This window comes from Synechococcus sp. CBW1004 (assembly GCF_015840715.1).
Classification (GTDB): Bacteria; Cyanobacteriota; Cyanobacteriia; order PCC-6307; family Cyanobiaceae; genus Cyanobium.
In genome coordinates this window covers 1,025,901-1,045,694 of record NZ_CP060397.1, presented here as the reverse complement: position 1 = coordinate 1,045,694, position 19,794 = coordinate 1,025,901, and the positions used below count along the sequence as shown (strand labels likewise).

Here is a 19,794-nt window from a genome sequence, read left to right as displayed (position 1 = left end):
CGCCTGCTGGATCGGCCGGCTGCTGGCGAGCACCGATGTGTCTGCCACCGGCCGGCTTGCCTGCATGCGTCTGTGCGTTTTGCTTCAGAACGGTCATTCCCCGCCGCGGTCCCTACACTTCAGCCCGACCGTGCTCAAGGGGGCTGGAGCCATCTCCGACCTGCAGCGACTGACCGTTTCCCTCCGCGGTGGCTATGAGCAGCAGCCGCAATGCCTGCTGTTCAGCTTCACAGGCCAACTCGACGCCTACTCGGACAAGCAGTTCATCGAGTTCGTGAGCGGCCATCTCGGGGAAGTCTCCAGGCCTGTGGTGCTCGACCTGAGCCGCATCGACTTCCTCGATTCCTCCGGTCTCGGCGCTCTCGTGCAGCTCGCCAAGCAGTTCCAGCAGAGCGGCCACAACTTTCTCGTCGTCGGCAACGCCCGCGTGGTGCAGACGGTGAAACTGGTGCGACTGGAGGAGTTCCTGCATCTGCAGCCCGATCTCGACACCGCCCTTGGCCGCCTCTCCGCGGCCTGACGCACCCTCCCGCTGGCTCCAGGGCCTGGCCCCGCCGCAGGCCGATGCCGATCTCGGCGCCCTGCAGCTGGCCTGGCTGGGGGATGCGGTCTGGGAGCTGCACCAGCGTCTGCGCCATTGCGCAAGTCCCGGCCGGAGCGCCGATCTGCACCGCGCTGTGGTGGCGGAGGTGAAGGCCGAAGCCCAGGCCCGGGCCCTGCTGCGCCTGGAGCCGCTGCTGCGCCCGGAGGAGCGCGACCAGGTGCGCCGGGGCCGCAACCGGGCCGGTCCAGGGCCGCGACGGGGCGACCCGGCGACCTATGGGCAGGCCACGGGATTTGAGACGATGCTGGGATGGCTCTTTCTGCGCAATCCAGGGCGGCTGGCCGAGCTGCTGGATCACCTCGAGGAGACCGCGTCCACCCCCTGTCTGTTCGCCCATGAGTCCCCGTCCTGATCGCCGTCCCGATTCCCGCCCGGATCGGGGGGCGCGCCGCCCCGGTGGAGGCCCTTCCGGCCGCCCGCCCAGTCGTGGCTCCGGCCGCCCCGGCGCACCCACCCGCGCACCCGGCAACCGCCGCCCCGGCTGGGGCTCCGCACCGGAGGGATCCGGTTCCGATCGCGCCCGTCCCAGCCGCGATGCCGGCCGGCCCATGGGGGAGTGGACACCGCGCGGCCGCGATGGCGACAGCGCCGCACCGCGCCGTGGGGATGCCCCCCGCTTCGGAGAGCGCCGCCCTGAGCGTCCGGAGTTCGGACGGACCGAGGAGCGCCGCTGGGAGCGGCGTCCTGAGCAGCGACGCCCCGAGCGGGGCGCTGCCCGCTTCGACCGTCGACCAGAGGCGGGTCGTCCCGCCCGTTCGTTCTCCGGGCCCCGTCCTGCGGGTGCTCGCCCCTCAGGGCCGCGGACGCCTGAGGCCCCCGGGGGATCCCGTTTCCTGCCCCGTGGGGCCCGTCCCCGTCCTCCCGCTGAGCTCGTTGGCCTGGAGCGCCGCGGCCCGGTCGGCGGCGCAGGCCGGGCCAGCGAGGCGCCGGAGGGTGACCACTTCGCCGGGGCCGCCCCCAGCGATCTGATCTGGGGGCGGCACTCCTCACAGGCGGCCCTGGAGAGCGGCCGTCCGATCCATCGCATCTGGTGCACGCCGGAGATGCGCTTCAGCCCGCGTTTCCTGCAGCTGCTGCGCGAAGCCAAGGCGGGCGGGGTCCTGGTGGAGGAGGTCACCTGGGCGCGGCTCGGCCAGATCAGCGGCGGCGCGGTGCATCAGGGCATCGTGCTGCAGCCCGCGGCGGCCGAGACCCTTGATCTGCCGAGCCTGATCGATGGCTGCCGTTCCACCGGTGAAGCGCCGCTCCTCATCGCCGTCGATGGTCTGACCGATCCCCAGAACCTGGGTGCGATCGTGCGCAGTGCCGAGGCCCTCGGGGCCCATGGCCTGGTGCTGCCGCAGCGCCGTAACGCCGGCCTGACCGGTTCGGTGGCGAAGGTGGCCGCCGGGGCGCTGGAGCACCTGCCGGTGGCGCGGGTCGTCAACCTCAACCGCTCACTGGAGGCCCTCAAGGACGAGGGCTATCGGGTGATCGGCCTGGCCTCCGAGGGCAGTGTCACCCTTGAGGAGGCCGACCTGGACGGACCGCTGGTGGTGGTCACCGGCTCGGAGGGTGACGGCCTGTCGCTTCTGACCCGCAAGCACTGCGACCAGCTGGTGCGCATCCCTCTGCGCGGCACCACCCCCAGCCTCAACGCCTCGGTGGCGACGGCGCTGCTGCTCTACGAGATCGCCCGCCGCGGCTGGATGCAGGGCCTGCGCGGCAACAGCCCGGCGCCGCGCCTGGTGCGTCCCTCCCTGCCCGCGCCCGCACCGGCCGCCGAGTCGGATCCTGCCGCCGTGGATCCCGCCCCAGCGGCAGAGGTGGTGGACGTCGCTGCGGAGGCGGCTGCAGCCGGAGCTGAGCTGCTGGAGCCTGTCTCCGCTCCGCAGGCCTTCGCACCCGGGCAGGTTGCCCAGGAGGGGCTGACGGAGTCTGCCGCCGAGGACGCCGGCGAGGAGGTTGGCGACGAGGCGCCGGTCTGGCATGCGGCCATCGCCGCTGACCCGCTGCTGCCTGAGCGCCAGGAGCTCGCCCCATCGGCCCAGCAGGCGTCTGCGGCGCCGGTGGAGCGAGCCGGCCACGACGAGGCTGCTGCCAGCGGCGCCCCCGACGCCGACCTGGCAGAGGCGCACCCCGGCCTTTCCCTCCCGTCACCCGGCGTGGCGGATCTGACCGCGGCGCCGGTGGTGACGCCGCCCGGCGCCGGGGAGGCGCAGCTTGCCCGAGGCCCGGAGACCGTGGTCAGGCTGGAGTCTTCCGGTGACGCCGGGATGAGCTTCCAGGGCGACATCCGCCTCTGAATGGCTGCCGGATCCGTCCGCCGGCCATCCGCCTGGCGGACGGAGCTGCCATTGCCCCAACGCACACGCCTGACCGGTGCCGATGGACTGGTCAGAATGGAACCGATGAGCTGACGCCCCCATGAATCCGCTGCTCTGGCCCATGCGCAACCTTGCCAATGGGCTGGGCCTCGCCTGGTGGGCGCGGGTGGAAACCCGGTCCCCGGACGCCACCTACTGGTTCGGTCCGTTCGTGCGCCGCAGCACCCTGGAGGCGGCCCTGCCGGGCTTCCTCGACGATCTGCGCGCCGAGTCGCCGGCCTCGCTCGACTACAGCCTCGTGCGCACCAGCCGGGGTGAGCCTCTCACCGAGATTCCCGGCGCCGACGGTGCCGTTCCGCCGGCCTGAACCCCATGCCGTCCGGCGAAGTCCGGCTGATAGCGTCCCTGCCAGCTGGTGTGCAGGTGGATGGGGATCGCCCAATGGCGGGAACAGCTGAGCCGCGGTGAGGTTTCGGCCCGCGAGCTCACCGAGCTCCACCTCGCGCGGGTCTCGGCGGTTGACCCCCAGGTGCACGCCTTCCTGGCCGTCACCGCTGAGCGCGCCCTCGCGGATGCTGCCCGCATCGACGACGCACGAGCCGCCGGCGAGGCGCTGCCGCCCCTGGCGGGCATCCCGCTGGCGATCAAGGACAACCTCTGCACCAAAGGGATCGCCACCACCTGCTCCAGCCGCATGCTGGAGCACTTCGTGCCGCCCTACGAATCGACGGTCACCGACCGGCTGTGGCAGGCCGGTGCCGTGCTGCTGGGCAAGACCAACCTCGATGAGTTCGCCATGGGCAGCTCCACCGAGACCTCGGCCTTCGGCCCCAGCCGCAATCCCTGGAATCCCGACAAGGTGCCCGGTGGCAGCTCCGGTGGCAGCGCTGCCGCCGTCGCCGCCGGGGAGTGCGTCGCCTCGCTCGGCTCCGATACCGGCGGATCGATCCGTCAGCCCGCCGCCTTCTGCGGTGTGGTGGGCCTCAAGCCCACCTATGGCCGCGTCAGCCGCTACGGCCTGGTGGCCTTCGCCAGCTCGCTCGATCAGGTGGGACCGTTCAGCACCAGCGTCGCCGACGCGGCCGAGCTGCTGCAGGTGATCGCCGGCGCTGATCCGCGTGATTCCACCTGCCTCAGGGCACCGGTGCCCGACTATCGCGCCGCCCTCAGCCAGCCGGTGGCGGGCCTGAAGGTCGGCATCGTGCGCGAGTGCTTCGAGGCCGAAGGCCTGGACCCGCAGGTGAAGGCCTCGGTGCTGGCCGCCGCCGCCCGGCTGGAGGCCCTCGGCTGTGAGCTGGTGGAGGTGAGCTGCCCCCGCTTCAACGACGGCATCGCCACCTACTACGTGATCGCCCCGTCGGAGGCGTCCGCCAACCTGGCCCGTTACGACGGCGTCAAGTACGGCTACCGGGCAGGCGACGCCGCCAGCCTGGCGGAGATGACCGCCCGCAGCCGCGCCGAGGGCTTCGGTGAGGAGGTGCAGCGCCGCATCCTCATCGGCACCTACGCCCTCTCTGCCGGCTACGTCGACGCGTACTACCGAAAGGCGCAGCAGGTGCGGACCCTGATCCGCCGCGACTTCGACCGCGCCTTCGAGACGGTGGACGTGCTGCTCACCCCCACCTCGCCCACCACCGCCTTCGGCTTCGGCGCCCACAGCGAGGATCCGCTGGCGATGTATCTGGCTGACCTGCTGACGATTCCGGCCAACATGGCCGGCCTGCCGGCGATCAGCGTCCCCTGCGGCTTCGATGACCAGGGGTTGCCGATCGGCCTGCAGCTGATCACCGGCGTGCTCCAGGAGGAGCGGCTGCTGCAGGTGGCCCATCAGTACGAGCAGGCGGCGCAGGTGATGGCCCAGCGTCCGGAGGCGGCGCTGGTGGCACCAGATCTGGTGTGATCCAGGCCGTCGGGCGGCCGCGGCACGCTGAATCTTGGGCGCTGCGCTCCTAACCTGGAGGCCCCGGCTGGCGCCCCTTGGCCTTCGTACCGCTCCACAACCACAGCGACTACAGCCTCCTGGACGGGGCCAGCCAGCTGCCGGCGATGGTGGAGCGGGCCAAGGAGCTGGGCATGCCGGCCCTGGCCCTCACCGACCATGGCGTCATGTACGGCGCCATCGAGCTGCTGAAGCTGTGCACGAAGGCGGGCATCAAGCCGATCATCGGCAATGAGATGTACGTCATCAACGGCTCGATCGAGGATCCGCAGCCGAAGAAGGAACGCCGCTATCACCTGGTGGTGCTGGCCAAGAACGCCACCGGCTATCGCAATCTGGTGAAGCTCACCAGCATCAGCCACCTGCGCGGCATGCGCGGCCGCGGCATCTTTGCGCGTGCCTGCATCGACAAGCAGCTGCTGAAGCAATACAGCGAGGGGCTGATCGTCGCCACCGCCTGCCTGGGGGGTGAGATTCCGCAGGCGATCCTGCGCGGTCGCCCCGATGTGGCCCGCGACGTGGCCCGCTGGTATCAGGAGGTGTTCGGTGAGGATTTCTATCTCGAGATCCAGGATCATGGCGGCCTCGAGGACCGCATCGTCAACACCGAGATCGCCCGCATCGGCGCCGAGCTGGGCATCGAGCTGATCGCCACCAACGACGCCCACTACCTCAGCAGCGGCGATGTGGAGGCCCACGATGCGTTGCTCTGCGTGCTCACCGGCAAGCTGATCACCGACGAGAAGCGGCTGCGCTACACAGGCACCGAATACATCAAGAGCCCGGAGGAGATGGGCCGGCTGTTCGCCGACCATCTTGAGCCGGAGGTGATCGAAGCCGCCATCGCCAACACCGTCAAGGTGGCCGACAAGGTGGAGGATTACGACATCCTGGGGCGCTACCAGATGCCTCGCTTCCCGATCCCCGAGGGACACACGGCCGTCACCTACCTCACCGAGGTGAGCCAGCAGGGCCTCTGCCGTCGCCTCCATCTCACCGAAGCCTCCCAGATCCCGGCGCACTACGACGAGCGTCTGCGCTTCGAGCTGCAGGTGATGGAGCAGATGGGCTTCCCCACCTACTTCCTGGTGGTGTGGGACTACATCCGTTTCGCCCGTGAGCACGGCATTCCGGTGGGGCCCGGACGGGGCTCGGCGGCAGGCTCGCTGGTGGCCTATGCCCTGGGCATCACCAACATCGATCCGGTCAAGCACGGCCTGCTGTTCGAGCGCTTCCTCAACCCGGAGCGCAAGTCGATGCCGGATATTGACACCGACTTCTGCATCGAGCGCCGCTCCGAGGTGATCGCCTATGTCACCGAGCGCTACGGCGAGGACAAGGTGGCCCAGATCATCACCTTCAACCGCATGACCTCCAAGGCGGTGCTCAAGGATGTGGCGCGGGTGCTCGATATTCCCTACGGCGAGGCCGACCGGCTGGCCAAGCTGATCCCGGTGGTGCGAGGCAAGCCCGCCAAGCTCAAGGAGATGATCGGGCCGGAATCGCCCAATCCCGAATTCCGCGAGAAGTATGAGGGTGATCCCAGGGTGAAGCACTGGGTGGATCTGGCGATGCGGATCGAGGGCACCAACAAGACCTTCGGCGTGCATGCCGCTGGTGTGGTGATCGCCGCCGATCCGCTCGATGAGCTGGTGCCCTTGCAGCGCAACAACGACGGCCAGGTGATCACCCAATACTTCATGGAGGACGTGGAGTCGATGGGCCTCCTGAAGATGGACTTCCTCGGCCTCAAGAACCTGACGATGATCGACAAGACGATCGATCTGATCGCCAGGAGCACCGGTGAAACGGTCGACCCCGATGGCCTTCCTGAGGCCGATCCCGGCACCTTCGCGCTGCTTGCCCGCGGTGATCTCGAGGGCATCTTCCAGCTCGAATCGAGCGGCATGCGCCAGATCGTGCGCGATCTCAAGCCCTCCTCACTGGAGGACATCTCATCGATCCTGGCTCTCTATCGACCCGGACCTCTCGATGCAGGACTGATCCCCAAGTTCATCAACCGCAAGCATGGCCGTGAGGCCATCGATGTGGCCCATGAAAAGCTGGAGCCGATCCTCCAGGAGACCTACGGCATCATGGTCTACCAGGAGCAGATCATGAAGATCGCCCAGGATCTGGCCGGCTATTCCCTGGGTGAGGCCGACCTGCTGCGGCGGGCGATGGGCAAGAAGAAGAAGAGCGAGATGGAAACACACCAGAGCATCTTCGTCAAGGGCGCCAGCGAACGCGGCGTCGATCCGAAGATTGCCGAGGCCCTGTTCGAGCAGATGGTGCTGTTCGCTGAATACTGCTTCAACAAGAGCCACTCCACCGCCTATGGCGCCGTCACGTATCAGACGGCCTATCTCAAGGCCCACTATCCAGTGGCCTACATGGCGGCCCTGCTGACGGTCAACGCCGGCCAGAGCGACCGGGTGCAGCGCTACATCGCCAACTGCCAGGCGATGGGCATCGAGGTGCTGCCCCCCGATGTGAATGCCTCCGGCATCGATTTCACCCCGGTGGGTGATCGCATCCTGTTCGGATTGTCGGCCGTGCGCAATCTCGGTGACGGTGCCATCCGCGCCCTGATCGAGCAGCGCCAGGCCGACGGCCCCTTCCAGGATCTGGCTGATCTCTGCGATCGTCTTCCCGGCCAGGCGCTCAACCGCCGCGCCCTGGAATCGCTGATCCACTGCGGTGCCCTCGATGGTCTGGAGCCGGGCGGTAACCGCGCCCAGCTGATGGCCGATCTCGATCTGGTGCTGGAGTGGGCCTCCAGCCGCGCCAAGGATCGCGCCAGCGGCCAGGGCAATCTCTTCGATCTGCTGGCCACTCCTGCGGATGGTGCGGCCGCCGCCGCCCTCCCGAAGCCGAAGGCGGCGCCGGTGAGCGACTATGCGCCCACGGAGAAGCTGAAGCTGGAGAAGGAGCTGCTCGGTTTCTTCATCTCCGATCACCCCCTGCGGCAGTTGTCGTCGCAGGTGCGCCTGCTGGCACCGGTGGGTCTGGGCAGCCTCGAGGAGCTGGCCGACAAGAGCCGCATCAGCTGCGTGGCGATGGTGTCGGAATGCCGCCAGGTGACCACCCGCAAGGGCGATCGCATGGCCGTGCTCCAGCTCGAGGATCTCACCGGCAGCTGCGAGGCGGTGGTCTTCCCCAAGAGCTACGCACGCCTGGCCGACCACCTGATGGTGGATGCGCGCCTGCTGGTATGGGCCTCGGTGGATCGCCGCGACGAGCGGGTGCAGCTGATCCTCGATGACTGCCGCAGCATCGAGGATCTGCAGTTGCTGCAGGTGGAACTCGATCCGGCCGAGGCCGGCGACATCGCCGTGCAGCACCGCCTGCGCGAATGCCTGACCCGCCACCGTCCGGGTCAGGAGGAGGCCGGCGTGCGGGTGCCGGTGATTGCCCGTGTCGCCGCCGCCGGCGACTGCCGCTGGGTGCGGCTGGGGAGCCAGTTCTGCGTGGCGGATGCTTCCGCGGCTCTGGAGACGCTCACCTCGGCCCGCTTCCGGGCGCGGCTGCGCTCGCCGCTCGGGGCTGCCTGAGTGCGGAAGGGCTCAGTTGCGGGCATGGAGCCAGGGCTGTGCCAGTACTGGAGCCCGGCTCCCCGACCAGCGGGATGGGGAGGGGCTCAGCCCTGGCTGCCGCCGGCGCTGCCCTGGCGCATCGCCCGGATCGAATCGCGCAGCCTGCTGATGTTGACGCCGATCTGTTCGCGCCCCAGCAGGGTGCCGGGGGCATCCTCCCAGCTGGAGGAGAGCACGCCGTAGCTGAGGCCCACCAGCCCGAGCAGGAAGCAGGCTCCCGAGGCCAGCAGCGTGGTGCTGGGCGGGATGTCGAGGATGCCGCGGCTGACGAGCAGGTAACTGCCGATGAACACCCCCATCCCCATCAGGGTGGGGATGCCGGTGGCGATGGCGATCCGACGGGCCATGCGGTTGGCCACGGCGTCGGGAATCACCTTCGGATTGGTTCGCCTGCCGGAGGAGAGGCCCGCCGTTGACGTTCTGGAGGCCGGCCGGGCTGAGCCGAGACCCCGACCCGTGGTTCCTCCAGGAAGAGAGGGCGTCCTGCCCGCCGTGCCCGCTGGGGCCTTGGCCGCTGCGGGGCCCGCAGCGTCATCCTTCCGGCGGGGGGCCGAACCTTTCGCGTTGCGTTTGCGGGCCATGGTGATCAGGGCCGGGCGATCAGCCGCGGATGCCGAGGCGGGCGATCAGGGCGGCGTAGCGCTCCTCGCTGATGTTGCGCAGGTAGCTGAGCAGGCGCTTGCGGCGGCCGATCATCTTCAGCAGGCCCTGGCGGGAGGAGAAGTCGTGGATGTTCTTCTGCAGGTGACCGCTGAGCTGGTTGATGCGCTCGCTCAGCATCGCCACCTGAACCTCCACCGAGCCGGTGTCGGTGCCGTGGGTCTGATGCTCGTTGATCAGTTCCTGCTTGCGGGTGGTGGTGAGCGGCATGGGGTGGTGAAAAGGCAGGGCTGAGCCCGTTCCGAGCAAACGAGCAGACTAACGCTTCGCCCGCCCCCCTCCTGCTGTCGCCGCTCAGCGGGGCTCCGATTCAGGCGGCCGTGCGCGACAGCCAGCGCAGGCATTCCCGGATCCAGCCGTCGGTGTCCTCGCCTACCGCCAGGCCCTCGGCGGCCACCGCCCGGAGGGCGCGGTGAATCTCGAGCCCCTCATAGCCGAGCGCACTCAGGGTGTTCTCCACCTCCCGGGCGCCCTCCGCGGCCGGCATGGCTGTTCCGTCGGGAAGCTCCTCCAGGCCCGGTGGAGGCCCCTCGAGCAGGTCGACGAAGCGCTCCTGCAGGCGGCCGCGCAGCTCCACCGCCAGGCGTTCGGCCGTGCGCCGCCCCACGCCCGGGGCCTGCACCAGCGCCCGCAGGTCGCCCCGCACCACCGCCGCCACCAGGGCGGGCGCGTCATGGCAGCCGAGCAGGGCGAGGGCCATCTGGGGGCCCACGCCGCTGACCGCCACCAGCTCGCGGAACAGATCCCGCTCCGGGCGGTCCGGGAAGCCGTAGAGCTGCCAGCCGTCCTCGCGCACGCTCAGGTGCACGTACAGCGACAGTTCGCTGCCGGAGGGTGGCAGGCGCTGCCAGTGGCGGGGGGTGAGCAGCAGCTCGTAGCCCACGCCCTGACAGAGCAGCAGCAACCCGCAACGGTTCGCCTGCTGCCATGGATCGGCCACCCGTCCCTGCAGCCAGCCGATCATGGACATCCGTGCGCCGGCCCCCATGCTGCCCGCCCTGCCAACCCCCACCACCAGCGGCCCTCGCGCCGCCACTGCCGGGCTGAGCTCCCTCCAGCTGATGACCTCTGCTGAGCCGGGGCGCCTGTGGCGTCGCCGGGCCTTCTCGCTGCCCTGGGTGGAGCCGCTGGTGGTGTTGCTGCAGGCGCTGCCTGCGAGGGTCGCGTTGCTGGTCGCCAACGCCTTCGCTCCCTCGGCGCGGCGCCTGCTGGCTCCGCTGCTCGTGGTGGCTCTGCTTCTGAGCGGCTGCGGTTCCGGCGCCCAGCCGCCACGGCGGGTGGTGCTCGATGCCCTGGCCCTGCAGATCCGCCTCACCCAGGACCAGGTGGCCCAGGCCCTGCGACTCGAGCCGGTCGGGCTGCCGGAGGTGTCGCGCGTGCGGGTGGAGGAGCAGCAGCCGATCGCCATCGGGGAGGCCCGGGGCCTGCGCCTGACGGGTCGCTTCGACTGGCGCCTGGCCGAGGATCCGATCCGGGTGGACAGCCCGTTCGAGCTTTATCTGCAGCGGGGTGAGCGGGGCCGGAGCTGGCGCCTGGCGCGCCCCCTCGCCGTCGAAGCGGATGGGACCCAGGCGTGGATCACCGAGCCGCTGCCGCTGCCGGGGGAGCGGCAGGCGCGTCGGGCTGCAGCCCCAGCCAGCGGCTCAGGTGGGGCAGGCTGAGGCCCTGCAGCAACAGATTGAGCATCACCACGGTGAAGACGATGCCGGCGACGTTCGTCTGCAGCGACGCGACCTGAGTCTGCTCAACACCCGGCAGTGAGGGGATGGCCTCCACCGCCGCGAAACTGAGGGAGAGCGGCACCGCACCGCGCAGACCGCACCAGGAGATCAGCACGCTCTCCCGCAGGTTGAACGGTGACCAGGCCTGCATCGCCAGCACACTCAGGGGGCGTGCGATCAGCATCAGCCCCGCGGCGGCCACCACCCCCTCACTGATCGACGGCAGCAGAAGGACCGGGTCCATGGCGATCCCGAACAACAGGAACACCGTGATCGTGGTCATGGTGTTGAAGGGCAGCAGGGTTTCCTGCAGGCTGCTGGGCGTGATGCGGCTGTTACTGAAGTGAAAATTACACAGAAACAGGCCGGTGATATAGACGCTGATCAAGCCTGAGCCTCCGAGCATTTCAGAGATCCCGTAGGACAGCATTCCCAGCGAGATGCCCAGAATCAGCAATTCTTCCTTGCGGTGCACCAGGCGGTTCAGGCAGAAACTGGCCACCAGTCCCAGCAGCACACCCAGCACCAGGCCCGAGCCGAGTTTCTGCACGAACATCTGGACCTGTCCCAGCAGCAGCAGAGGCACATCCTGCTCACGGCTGATGCTGCCACCACTGAGGGTGAGCACGATGCCGAGAAACAGGATCGCGGCGGGGTCATTCATCGAAGACTCGAATTCCACCAGCGCTCGCAGGCGCCTTGGAATCCCAGAGCCCACGCCCTCGAGCACCGAGAGCGTTGCCCCGGCATCGGTCGAGCCCAGGCAGGCAGCGATGAGCAGCGCCACGGGCAGCGGCAGCTGATGGAAGCCCAGGGCGATACCGCCGGCATTGGGCGATGCCGTGCTCCAGACGATCAGGCCGAGCAGCAGTGTGGAGACGAGAACACCGCCGAAGGCCAGGATCAGCCCATATTTGAGAAACCCCCGGATCGAATTGATTTCGGTGCACAGCCCTGCATAGAACAGCAGCATGGCCAGTGTCAGGGTGTGAATCCACTCGATCGAGCTATGACTCACGGAGATAAACTTCGGGTTGATCGCCAGGCCGAACAGCAACACGCCCAGCACGGCGGGGATGCCGAATCGCAAGGAGAAGCGACTGATCGCCAAGGTGCCGAGAAAGATGGCGCCGATCACCACCATCACCAGTGGCAGCGACACCTGCTGACTGAGAAGAGCCGTCGACAGAGTGGGTGCTTGCAAGGCATCAGGTCGCGCGGCGCGACGGTGGTTTCGCCGCGGGAAGACTAAGCAGCGTCGCGCTCAGGATCAGGCCCGCTCCCAGCGCCGTGGCGGGAGCCAGCGCTTCACCGAACCACAGCCAGCCCCACAGCGCCGCGAACGTCACCTGGGCGTAGCCGAGCGCCGTGGCCGGCGCCACCGGCAGCCGCACCAGCCCCCAGGTCAGCCCCATCTGGCCGAGCTGGGTGAACAACCCCACCCCGAGCAGCCACAGCCATTCCCCCCCCTGCGGCAGCACCGGATCGAGCGCCACGAAGGGCAGGCAGAGCGGCAGGGAGGTGAGCGGGAAGTAGAGCATGATCACCAGCGCCGGTTCGGTGCGCCCCAGCTCCCGCACACTGACGTAGGCCAGGGCGGTCAGGCCGGCTCCAGCCAGGGCGAGCAGGATCCCCAGGGGTGACGGGGCCGCGCCCGGCGGGGCGCACACCAGCAGCACGCCCAGCCAGCCGAGCGGAATCGCCAGCAGCAGCCTGCGGCCCAGCCGTTCCCCCAGCCAGTGCCAGCCGGCCAGCGCCGAGAGGGTGGGATAGAGGTACTGCAGCACCGTGGCGGTGGCCAGCGGCAGCAGCGTCAGCGCGCCGAACACACAGGCCAGGGCGATCGAGCCGAGCAGGCCCCGCAGGGTGAGCAGCCAGCGCCGCTGACCCCAGGGCGACAGCCCGGCCGCCCGCACCATGGCGCCGCACAGGGCCAGGCTCACCAGCGAGCGCGCCAGCACCACCTCGGCCACGGGGATGCGGCGACCGACAGTCTTGACGCACACGGCCATCAGGCTGAAGCTCAGCGCTGCCGCCAGCAGGGCCAGGGCGGCACGGCGGGGCTCCGTCGCCGTCATCGGAGCAACCGGGCCACAGGGGTGGTGGCAGGGGGCAGAATGGTGCCATTCATGCCACCACCGGTGGGGCCTGTGCCCGCTCCATGGCCCTGACCCTTCCCCGCATCCACCCGCGCACGATCGAGGCTGTCAAAGAGCGCGCCGACATCGTCGATGTGGTCGGCGATCACGTGGTGCTCAAGAAGAAGGGCCGGGAGTTCGTCGGCATCTGTCCCTTCCACGACGACAGCAAGCCGTCGATGACGGTGTCGCCGGCCAAGCAGTTCTACTACTGCTTTTCCTGCGGGGCCGGCGGCAACGCCATCAAGTTCCTGATGGAGCTGCAGCGCTCCAGTTTCAGCGATGTGGTGCTGGAGCTCGCCCGCCGCTACCAGCTGCCGGTCGAGACGGTCGACGGCCCCCAGCAGGAGCGTCTCCGGCAGCAGCTGTCCCGCCGCGAGGCGCTGCACCGTGTGCTGGCGCTGGCGGCCGGCTGGTTCCAGAGCCAGCTGCGCAGTCCGGAGGGAGCCGCCGCTCGCACCTACCTGCGTCAGTCCCGCGGGCTGAGCGAAGCCACGATCGACTCCTTCGCCCTCGGCTACGCGCCGGAGCGCTGGGATGGGTTGCTGCGCCATCTCCAGCAGGTGGAGGGGATGGAGCCGGAGCTGCTCGAGGCCGCCGGGCTGGTGGTGCCCCGCCGCGGCGGCGACGGCTTCTACGACCGCTTCCGCCATCGGGTGATGGTGCCGATCCGCGACCGCCAGGGTCGGGTGATCGGCTTCGGCGGCCGCAGCCTCGACGGCGCCGAGCCCAAATACCTCAATTCCCCCGAGACGGAGGTGTTCGAGAAGGGCAAGCATCTGTTCGGCCTCGACCGGGCCGCCGATCCGATCCGCCGCGCCGACCGGGCCGTGGTGGTGGAGGGCTACTTCGATGTGATCGCCCTGCACGCCGCTGGCATCACCAACGCCGTGGCGGCCCTGGGCACGGCCCTGAGCAGCCAGCAGATCACCCAGCTCTGCCGCTGCTGCGACAGCAAGCGGCTGATCCTCAACTTCGACAGCGATGGCGCCGGTGTGCGCGCCGCCGAGCGGGCGATCGGCGCGGTGGAACAGCTGGCGCTGCAGGGGCAGCTGGAGCTGCGGGTGCTGCAGCTGCCCGCCGGCAAGGATCCCGACGAGTTCCTCAAGGTCCATGGCGCCGGCGACTACCGCTCGTTGCTCGACCAGGCGCCGCTGTGGCTCGACTGGCAGATCGAGCAGGTGCTGGCCGGGCGTGATCTGGCCCGCTCCGATCAGTTTCAGCAGGCGGTGTCGTCGCTGGTGGCGCTGCTCGGCAAGCTTCCCCAGTCGGCGGTGCGCAGCCGCTATCTGCAGCAGGTCTCCGAGCGCCTCTCGGGTGGCCAGGCCCGGCTGGCCCGCAGCCTCGAGGATGACCTGCGCCAGCAGGTGCAGGGGCAGCGCTGGCACGGGCGTTCGGCCCGCTGGGAGCAGCCCGGCGCCACCAGCGTGCAGGAGCGCGCCGAGGCCGATGTGCTGCGCCTGTATCTGCACTGCCCCGTGCAGCGCGGTGTGATTCGCCAGCAGTTGCGCCAGTGGGAGCAGGAGGATTTCGTGTTGCAGCACCACCGCCGCCTGTGGGCGGCGATCGCCGAACTCGAGGAGGACAACCTCGGCGCCGGTCGGCTGGAGGCGATCAGCCGGGGCGAGGACAGCGGCGATGACCTGGCGGATCTGGATCTGGCGCGCCTGCTGGTCGATCGGCTGCTGCTGGAGGACGATGCCCTGGGTTCCCGCCTGACACCGCTGCTCCAGCCCAGTGAGGTGCAGCGCCTGTCGCTGCAGCAGCCGGCGCTGTTGCTGCGCGGCGCCCTGGCCGTACGGGCGCGGCTGGCCACCGAGAAGCGCTGCCGCCACCTGCTCGATGCCTGGAGCAGCCAGCGGCTGCGCACCCTGGAGCACTGCATCGCCCACCTGCTGGAGCAGGAGGAGGGGCGTGCCGGAGGCACGTCCGGCGATCCGCCGTCGCAGGCTCCGCTGCTGGATGCCGAGGCGAGCATCGAGGCCCTGTTCCGGGAGCTCAACAGCGATGCGCTGCGCTTTCAGGAGGCCTACTACAGCGAGCGTCGCTACCTCAGCGATCTCGACCAGCGGCGCTGCGCCGCCTACGAGGAGATCGTCGCGCAGCCGGCCGCCTGAGCCCCCCTGCCGGTGGTGTCACCTGGGTTGCCACGGCAGTCCTTGGCCTGATCTCCCACGGTTTCTTCGTGACCTGCCGCGCTGATCCCTTCGTGAGAGCAGGGTCCCGGTGATGGCAGACGGCCGGCGATCAGGTGCTGGTGGAGCGTGCCGATCAGACCATGGAGGTCGCCAGACATTGAGTCAAGGTCATCTCAGAGTCGGTCGCTGATCGACGTCTCGTGGGAGAGGCACCTCCCTGAAGGCACCGTGACCCTGCCGCCGCAGATTGACTGGGCGCGTTCATTCGGATGCCGGCGCCCGTCACCTCTGTACGCCTGACATCCACAGGCCGGATCAGGCTGGGGGATGGAACGGGCACCATCATCAGACCGGGCAAACGATAAGAACCCTTGTGCCGCAGGGGCTCTCAACGTTTCACCAGGATTAGCGGGAACCTGGAAGTGGCTTCTCTGTGGGCTTCCGGGTAGAACCCAGGGCAGAAGCTGAGGAACCAGGAGCCGATGGGGGGTATGCGAAAACTGCATCAAACCCACCGCCAATCCCGGCATCACGACGGAGACGGGCAAGAACTCAGTGCGGCATTGGTATCATATGTTGCCAAGAGCGTCTTGAGGATTCTCGCCTACTCCTCAGGATCAAGGAACCCCTAAAAACCCGATAGAATCAGTACAGTTCCAATAATGAGACTGGCAGCGGATGGCGGCCCCCCTCCAGTTGGGTTTCACGGACTACGAGCAGACCTACGCCAAGAAGAAAAGGAACCCCTGAAAAACCCGATAGAATCAGTACAGTTCCAATAATGAGACTGGCAGCGGATGGCGGCCCCCCTCCAGTTGGGTTTCACGGACTACGAGCAGACCTACGCCAAGAAGAAAACGCGCCGGCAGCGCTTCCTCGATGAGATGGAAGCCACAGTGCCCTGGGATCCTTTCCTGGCCTTGATTTCGCCTGTGTACCACAGGCCTTCTGCCAAGGGCGGGCGCCCACCGTTTCCGCTGGAGGTGATGCTGCGCATCCACCTGCTGCAGCAGTGGTTCACGCTTTCCGATCCCTTGATGGAGGAGATGCTGATCGATACCCCCTGCTTCCGCCGCTTTGCTGGGATCGACATGGTTGAGGACCGGATCCCTGACGAGACGACGATCCTGAACTTCCGCCACCTCCTGGAAGAGAATCGGTACCCATTCAGGGGGGCGGGACAGCTCATCGCGAACATCGATACGACTGAACCCTTGACGTCGGCTTGAATCCCGGTTGCATCTCAGGCAGAGACTTCCTGCGATGACCACCCCTCCGGCCGGGATTTCAGAAGCGGACTGGGCTTCCACTCCGGTGGGCGTGAGGGCTGGCTTCCTTGAGGTTCTTGCACAGCTCCAGAGACAACAGCAGGAGAACGACCAGCTCCGAGCGCAGCTCACCGACCTGGCGACGGAACTGGCCAGCCTGCGCGAGCGGATCGGCCGCAACTCCCGCAACTCCTCCAAGCCGCCCTCCAGTGACGGCACGGGTTTTAAGCCGCCCACCCGCTGCAAAGGCACTGGTCGCAAGCGGGGTGGTCAGCAGGGGCACCCGGGAGCAGGGCCGGAGCTGCTGCCGATCGCGCGTGTGGATGAGGTGCTCGAGCACCACCCGGACGCCTGCCGCCGCTGCGGCACCCTGCTACAGGGGGAGGATGCGGAGCCGCTGCGCCATCAGGTGATCGAGATTCCACCGATCAGCCCGGTGGTGATCGAACACCGTCTGCACCGTCTGGTCTGCCCCTGCTGCTCCACCAGCACCTGCGCCGAGCTGCCGGCGGATGTGGAGCCCAGCCGCTACGGCCCACGCCTGAGCGGCCTGGTGGGACTGCTGGGCAGCGCCTTTCCCCTGAGTTTCGGCCGAACCCAGGCGCTGCTGGATCAGCTGCTGGGTGTGGAAATCAGCCGCGGCGCTATCGCCACCATCCGGGCACGTCTGAGCGCAGCCCTGCAGCAGGCGGTGGAGGAAGCCCTGGAGGTGGCCCGGCAGCAGCCGGTGGCCTACGTGGATGAAACCGGCGCCCCCACCGGCAACGCCGACGGTTGTAATCCTGCTGGCAGGCGCGGCTGGCAGTGGGTCATGGTCACACCACTGGTTACGGTGTTCCTGCAGGGCCTGAGCCGCTCAAGTGCAGCGGCAATGGAGCTTCTGGGCCATACCTTTGCAGGGATCGTGGTGAGTGATCGCTTCTCGGCCTACAACCACCTGCCCGTGGAGCAGCGGCAGCTGTGCTGGGCCCACCTGATCCGGGATCTGGCGGCCATCGCTGAACGCCAGGGCGCCAGCAGGGAGATCGGAGCCCAGATGCTGGCTCTGCAGCAGCATCTGTTCGCTCACTGGCACCAGTGGAAGAGCGGAGCGATCGACCGGCCCCAGCTCCTGCATCGATGCCACCCCCTCCGCTTGGCGTTCGAGGCCACGCTGCAGCGGGTGGTGGATCTGGGCTGTGAGCGGGGCGAGCAAACGCCCTGGGCCCAGACGGTGCGAACCTGTCGCCAGTTGCTGCAGCGCAAGCAGGCGCTCTGGACTTTTCTGCAAACGCCAGGGATCGAGCCCACCAACAACGCTGCCGAGCGGGCACTGCGGCAATCGGTGATTCACCGCAAGATCAGCCATGGCGTCCAGTCCTCCGGCGGCGCCATCTGCCGCAGCCGGTTGCTCACCGTCACCGCCACCCTGCGGCAGCAGGGCCGCGATGTCTGGCAATTCCTGGAGCAGGCCTGGATTGCCCATCGCCTCGGCGGCGTGATGCCATCGCTGGTGCCGGATCGCTGAGGCAGCGATCACACGTGGAAGGAACAGATGGCCCCTCTCAGAGGAGAGATCGGAGATTGACTGACGCACTGGGGTGTCCCGACCCCTGAACGCTTACGAGAATCGGATAGCAGAGCAGATCCTGGAGACGGTGAACCAGAGCCTGCGGGAGAAGGGCGTGATGCTTAAGGAGGGTACGATCCTCGATGCCACAATCATCAACGCTCCCAGTTCAACCAAGAACAAGACGGGCGAGCGGGATCCTGAAATGCACTCGGTGGCCAAAGGCAACCAGTGGTTCTTTGGGATGCGGTGCCACATCGGTGTGGATGCAGCCTCGGGTCTGGTCCATTCCGTGGTGAGCACGGCTGCCAACGTCCATGAGCTGAACACGGCACCCGATCGCGTCCATGGCGAGGAACGCGTGATCTACGGCGACTCTGGCCACATCGGCATCGAAAAGCGTGAGGCGTTCAAGGACTGCGAAGCAGAGATGCGCATCGCCATGAAGCCCGGACAGCGCCGAGTTCTACCGGACACCCCAGAGGGAAGACTGCTGGATCTGATGGAGGCGGCGAAAGCACATGTCAGGGCAAAGGTGGAGCATCCATTTCGGATCATCAAGTGCCAGTTTGGATTTCGGAAGGTCTTCTACCGAGGCATCCGCAAGAACAACCTCAAGCTGACGATGCTGTTTGCCCTCGCCAATCTCTGGATGGTGCGCGAACGTTGTCCTTCTACAGCGTAAATGACAGAATAAGTGTGCCATCTTGAGGGTGAGCAGCCAAAAATGATCGGGGAACTCACGAGAAATAAGCCAGTCAGGCCCTGGATTGGAGTACCTGGCGAGTAGCCAAGGACAAAATACCCCACTTGTGTCTCATTGGCGAGAATGAGACACGCTTGCGCTCAATTCCCGGTCTTGATCAGAGCTTCCAAAACGCGCCGGCAGCGCTTCCTCGATGAGATGGAAGCCACAGTGCCCTGGGATCCTTTCCTGGCCTTGATTTCGCCTGTGTACCACAGGCCTTCTGCCAAGGGCGGGCGCCCACCGTTTCCGCTGGAGGTGATGCTGCGCATCCACCTGCTGCAGCAGTGGTTCACGCTTTCCGATCCCTTGATGGAGGAGATGCTGATCGATACCCCCTGCTTCCGCCGCTTTGCTGGGATCGACATGGTTGAGGACCGGATCCCTGACGAGACGACGATCCTGAACTTCCGCCACCTCCTGGAAGAGAATCGGATAGCAGAGCAGATCCTGGAGACGGTGAACCAGAGCCTGCGGGAGAAGGGCGTGATGCTTAAGGAGGGTACGATCCTCGATGCCACAATCATCAACGCTCCCAGTTCAACCAAGAACAAGACGGGCGAGCGGGATCCTGAAATGCACTCGGTGGCCAAAGGCAACCAGTGGTTCTTTGGGATGCGGTGCCACATCGGTGTGGATGCAGCCTCGGGTCTGGTCCATTCCGTGGTGAGCACGGCTGCCAACGTCCATGAGCTGAACACGGCACCCGATCGCGTCCATGGCGAGGAACGCGTGATCTACGGCGACTCTGGCCACATCGGCATCGAAAAGCGTGAGGCGTTCAAGGACTGCGAAGCAGAGATGCGCATCGCCATGAAGCCCGGACAGCGCCGAGTTCTACCGGACACCCCAGAGGGAAGACTGCTGGATCTGATGGAGGCGGCGAAAGCACATGTCAGGGCAAAGGTGGAGCATCCATTTCGGATCATCAAGTGCCAGTTTGGATTTCGGAAGGTCTTCTACCGAGGCATCCGCAAGAACAACCTCAAGCTGACGATGCTGTTTGCCCTCGCCAATCTCTGGATGGTGCGCGAACGTTGTCCTTCTACAGCGTAAATGACAGAATAAGTGTGCCATCTTGAGGGTGAGCAGCCAAAAATGATCGGGGAACTCACGAGAAATAAGCCAGT

General features: G+C 67.5%; 16 protein-coding genes and 1 pseudogene. 12 read left to right on the top strand and 5 right to left on the bottom strand.

What is annotated here, in order from left to right:
- Positions 1-130: 130 nt before the first annotated feature.
- From H8F25_RS05090 to H8F25_RS05065, 6 genes are all read left to right on the top strand, one after another.
- Positions 131-520: an STAS domain-containing protein gene (locus H8F25_RS05090; protein ID WP_370525821.1), complete on the top strand. Its 390-nt coding sequence runs from the start codon at positions 131-133 to the stop codon at positions 518-520.
- Positions 521-545: 25 nt separating this feature from the next.
- Positions 546-956: a ribonuclease III domain-containing protein gene (locus H8F25_RS05085; protein ID WP_197213463.1), complete on the top strand. Its 411-nt coding sequence runs from the start codon at positions 546-548 to the stop codon at positions 954-956.
- Positions 940-2,889, top strand: a complete 1,950-nt coding sequence (gene rlmB / locus H8F25_RS17590) for a 23S rRNA (guanosine(2251)-2'-O)-methyltransferase RlmB (RefSeq protein ID WP_231597131.1) — start codon at positions 940-942, stop codon at positions 2,887-2,889. Before H8F25_RS05085 ends, rlmB begins: the two co-directional genes overlap by 17 nt.
- A 121-nt stretch (positions 2,890-3,010) precedes the next feature.
- The gene (locus tag H8F25_RS05075) at positions 3,011-3,277 is read left to right on the top strand and encodes a DUF1816 domain-containing protein (protein ID WP_197212276.1); all 267 of its coding nucleotides are present in this window, start codon (positions 3,011-3,013) and stop codon (positions 3,275-3,277) included.
- 60 nt (positions 3,278-3,337) lie between these two features.
- Positions 3,338-4,810 carry an Asp-tRNA(Asn)/Glu-tRNA(Gln) amidotransferase subunit GatA gene (gene gatA / locus H8F25_RS05070; RefSeq protein WP_197212275.1) on the top strand — a complete coding sequence of 491 codons (1,473 nt, stop codon included), beginning with the start codon at positions 3,338-3,340 and terminating at the stop codon, positions 4,808-4,810.
- Positions 4,811-4,887: 77 nt separating this feature from the next.
- Positions 4,888-8,403 carry a DNA polymerase III subunit alpha gene (locus H8F25_RS05065; RefSeq protein WP_197212274.1) on the top strand — a complete coding sequence of 1,172 codons (3,516 nt, stop codon included), beginning with the start codon at positions 4,888-4,890 and terminating at the stop codon, positions 8,401-8,403.
- Positions 8,404-8,489: 86 nt separating this feature from the next.
- Here the strand turns inward: H8F25_RS05065 and H8F25_RS17585 are convergent.
- The 3 genes and pseudogenes from H8F25_RS17585 to ruvA all read right to left on the bottom strand — a co-directional run.
- Positions 8,490-8,816: pseudogene (locus H8F25_RS17585) on the bottom strand (PAM68 family protein); the annotation flags it as partial.
- Positions 8,817-9,045: 229 nt separating this feature from the next.
- A complete protein-coding gene (gene rpsO, locus H8F25_RS05055) occupies positions 9,046-9,315 on the bottom strand; it encodes a 30S ribosomal protein S15 (protein ID WP_197212272.1) in 270 nt (89 codons plus the stop codon).
- 100 nt (positions 9,316-9,415) lie between these two features.
- Positions 9,416-10,069: a Holliday junction branch migration protein RuvA gene (ruvA, locus tag H8F25_RS05050; protein ID WP_197212271.1), complete on the bottom strand. Its 654-nt coding sequence runs from the start codon at positions 10,067-10,069 to the stop codon at positions 9,416-9,418.
- A 22-nt stretch (positions 10,070-10,091) separates the two neighbouring features.
- Between ruvA and H8F25_RS05045 the strand changes: the two genes are divergently transcribed.
- Positions 10,092-10,766 (top strand): hypothetical protein, encoded by a 675-nt coding sequence (locus H8F25_RS05045; protein ID WP_370525820.1) that lies wholly within the window; start codon positions 10,092-10,094, stop codon positions 10,764-10,766.
- Here the strand turns inward: H8F25_RS05045 and H8F25_RS05040 are convergent.
- Positions 10,684-12,030 carry a cation:proton antiporter gene (locus H8F25_RS05040; RefSeq protein WP_231597129.1) on the bottom strand — a complete coding sequence of 449 codons (1,347 nt, stop codon included), beginning with the start codon at positions 12,028-12,030 and terminating at the stop codon, positions 10,684-10,686. The genes H8F25_RS05045 and H8F25_RS05040 overlap by 83 nt on opposite strands.
- Before the next feature lie 4 nt (positions 12,031-12,034).
- Positions 12,035-12,904 (bottom strand): DMT family transporter, encoded by an 870-nt coding sequence (locus H8F25_RS05035; RefSeq protein ID WP_197212270.1) that lies wholly within the window; start codon positions 12,902-12,904, stop codon positions 12,035-12,037.
- 83 nt (positions 12,905-12,987) lie between these two features.
- Between H8F25_RS05035 and dnaG the strand changes: the two genes are divergently transcribed.
- The 5 genes from dnaG to H8F25_RS05010 all read left to right on the top strand — a co-directional run bounded on the left by dnaG (position 12,988) and on the right by H8F25_RS05010 (position 19,720).
- Positions 12,988-15,081 carry a DNA primase gene (gene dnaG / locus H8F25_RS05030; RefSeq protein ID WP_370525819.1) on the top strand — a complete coding sequence of 698 codons (2,094 nt, stop codon included), beginning with the start codon at positions 12,988-12,990 and terminating at the stop codon, positions 15,079-15,081.
- A gap of 818 nt (positions 15,082-15,899) precedes the next feature.
- On the top strand, positions 15,900-16,331 hold the full coding sequence (locus H8F25_RS05025) for a transposase (protein WP_370525818.1): 432 nt from the start codon (positions 15,900-15,902) through the stop codon (positions 16,329-16,331).
- Between the two features lie 34 nt (positions 16,332-16,365).
- The gene (locus H8F25_RS05020) at positions 16,366-17,877 is read left to right on the top strand and encodes an IS66 family transposase (protein WP_197210264.1); all 1,512 of its coding nucleotides are present in this window, start codon (positions 16,366-16,368) and stop codon (positions 17,875-17,877) included.
- Between the two features lie 73 nt (positions 17,878-17,950).
- Positions 17,951-18,604 carry an IS5 family transposase gene (locus tag H8F25_RS05015; RefSeq protein WP_231597127.1) on the top strand — a complete coding sequence of 218 codons (654 nt, stop codon included), beginning with the start codon at positions 17,951-17,953 and terminating at the stop codon, positions 18,602-18,604.
- Between the two features lie 174 nt (positions 18,605-18,778).
- The gene (locus tag H8F25_RS05010; protein WP_231597126.1) at positions 18,779-19,720 is read left to right on the top strand and encodes an IS5 family transposase; all 942 of its coding nucleotides are present in this window, start codon (positions 18,779-18,781) and stop codon (positions 19,718-19,720) included.
- The last annotated feature ends 74 nt before the right edge of the window (positions 19,721-19,794 follow it).

What these genes read in the sequence shown, in the direction of transcription:
- rlmB (WP_231597131.1), top strand. Translation starts at nt 940, where the DNA reads ATGAGTCCCCGTCCTGATCGCCGTCCCGATTCCCGCCCGGATCGGGGG.
- H8F25_RS05075 (WP_197212276.1), top strand. Translation starts at nt 3,011, where the DNA reads ATGAATCCGCTGCTCTGGCCCATGCGCAACCTTGCCAATGGGCTGGGC.
- ruvA (WP_197212271.1), bottom strand. Translation starts at nt 10,069, where the DNA reads ATGATCGGCTGGCTGCAGGGACGGGTGGCCGATCCATGGCAGCAGGCG.
- rpsO (WP_197212272.1), bottom strand. Translation starts at nt 9,315, where the DNA reads ATGCCGCTCACCACCACCCGCAAGCAGGAACTGATCAACGAGCATCAG.
- H8F25_RS05035 (WP_197212270.1), bottom strand. Translation starts at nt 12,904, where the DNA reads ATGACGGCGACGGAGCCCCGCCGTGCCGCCCTGGCCCTGCTGGCGGCA.
- H8F25_RS05045 (WP_370525820.1), top strand. Translation starts at nt 10,092, where the DNA reads ATGCTGCCCGCCCTGCCAACCCCCACCACCAGCGGCCCTCGCGCCGCC.
- dnaG (WP_370525819.1), top strand. Translation starts at nt 12,988, where the DNA reads ATGGCCCTGACCCTTCCCCGCATCCACCCGCGCACGATCGAGGCTGTC.
- gatA (WP_197212275.1), top strand. Translation starts at nt 3,338, where the DNA reads ATGGGGATCGCCCAATGGCGGGAACAGCTGAGCCGCGGTGAGGTTTCG.
- H8F25_RS05025 (WP_370525818.1), top strand. Translation starts at nt 15,900, where the DNA reads ATGGCGGCCCCCCTCCAGTTGGGTTTCACGGACTACGAGCAGACCTAC.
- H8F25_RS05020 (WP_197210264.1), top strand. Translation starts at nt 16,366, where the DNA reads ATGACCACCCCTCCGGCCGGGATTTCAGAAGCGGACTGGGCTTCCACT.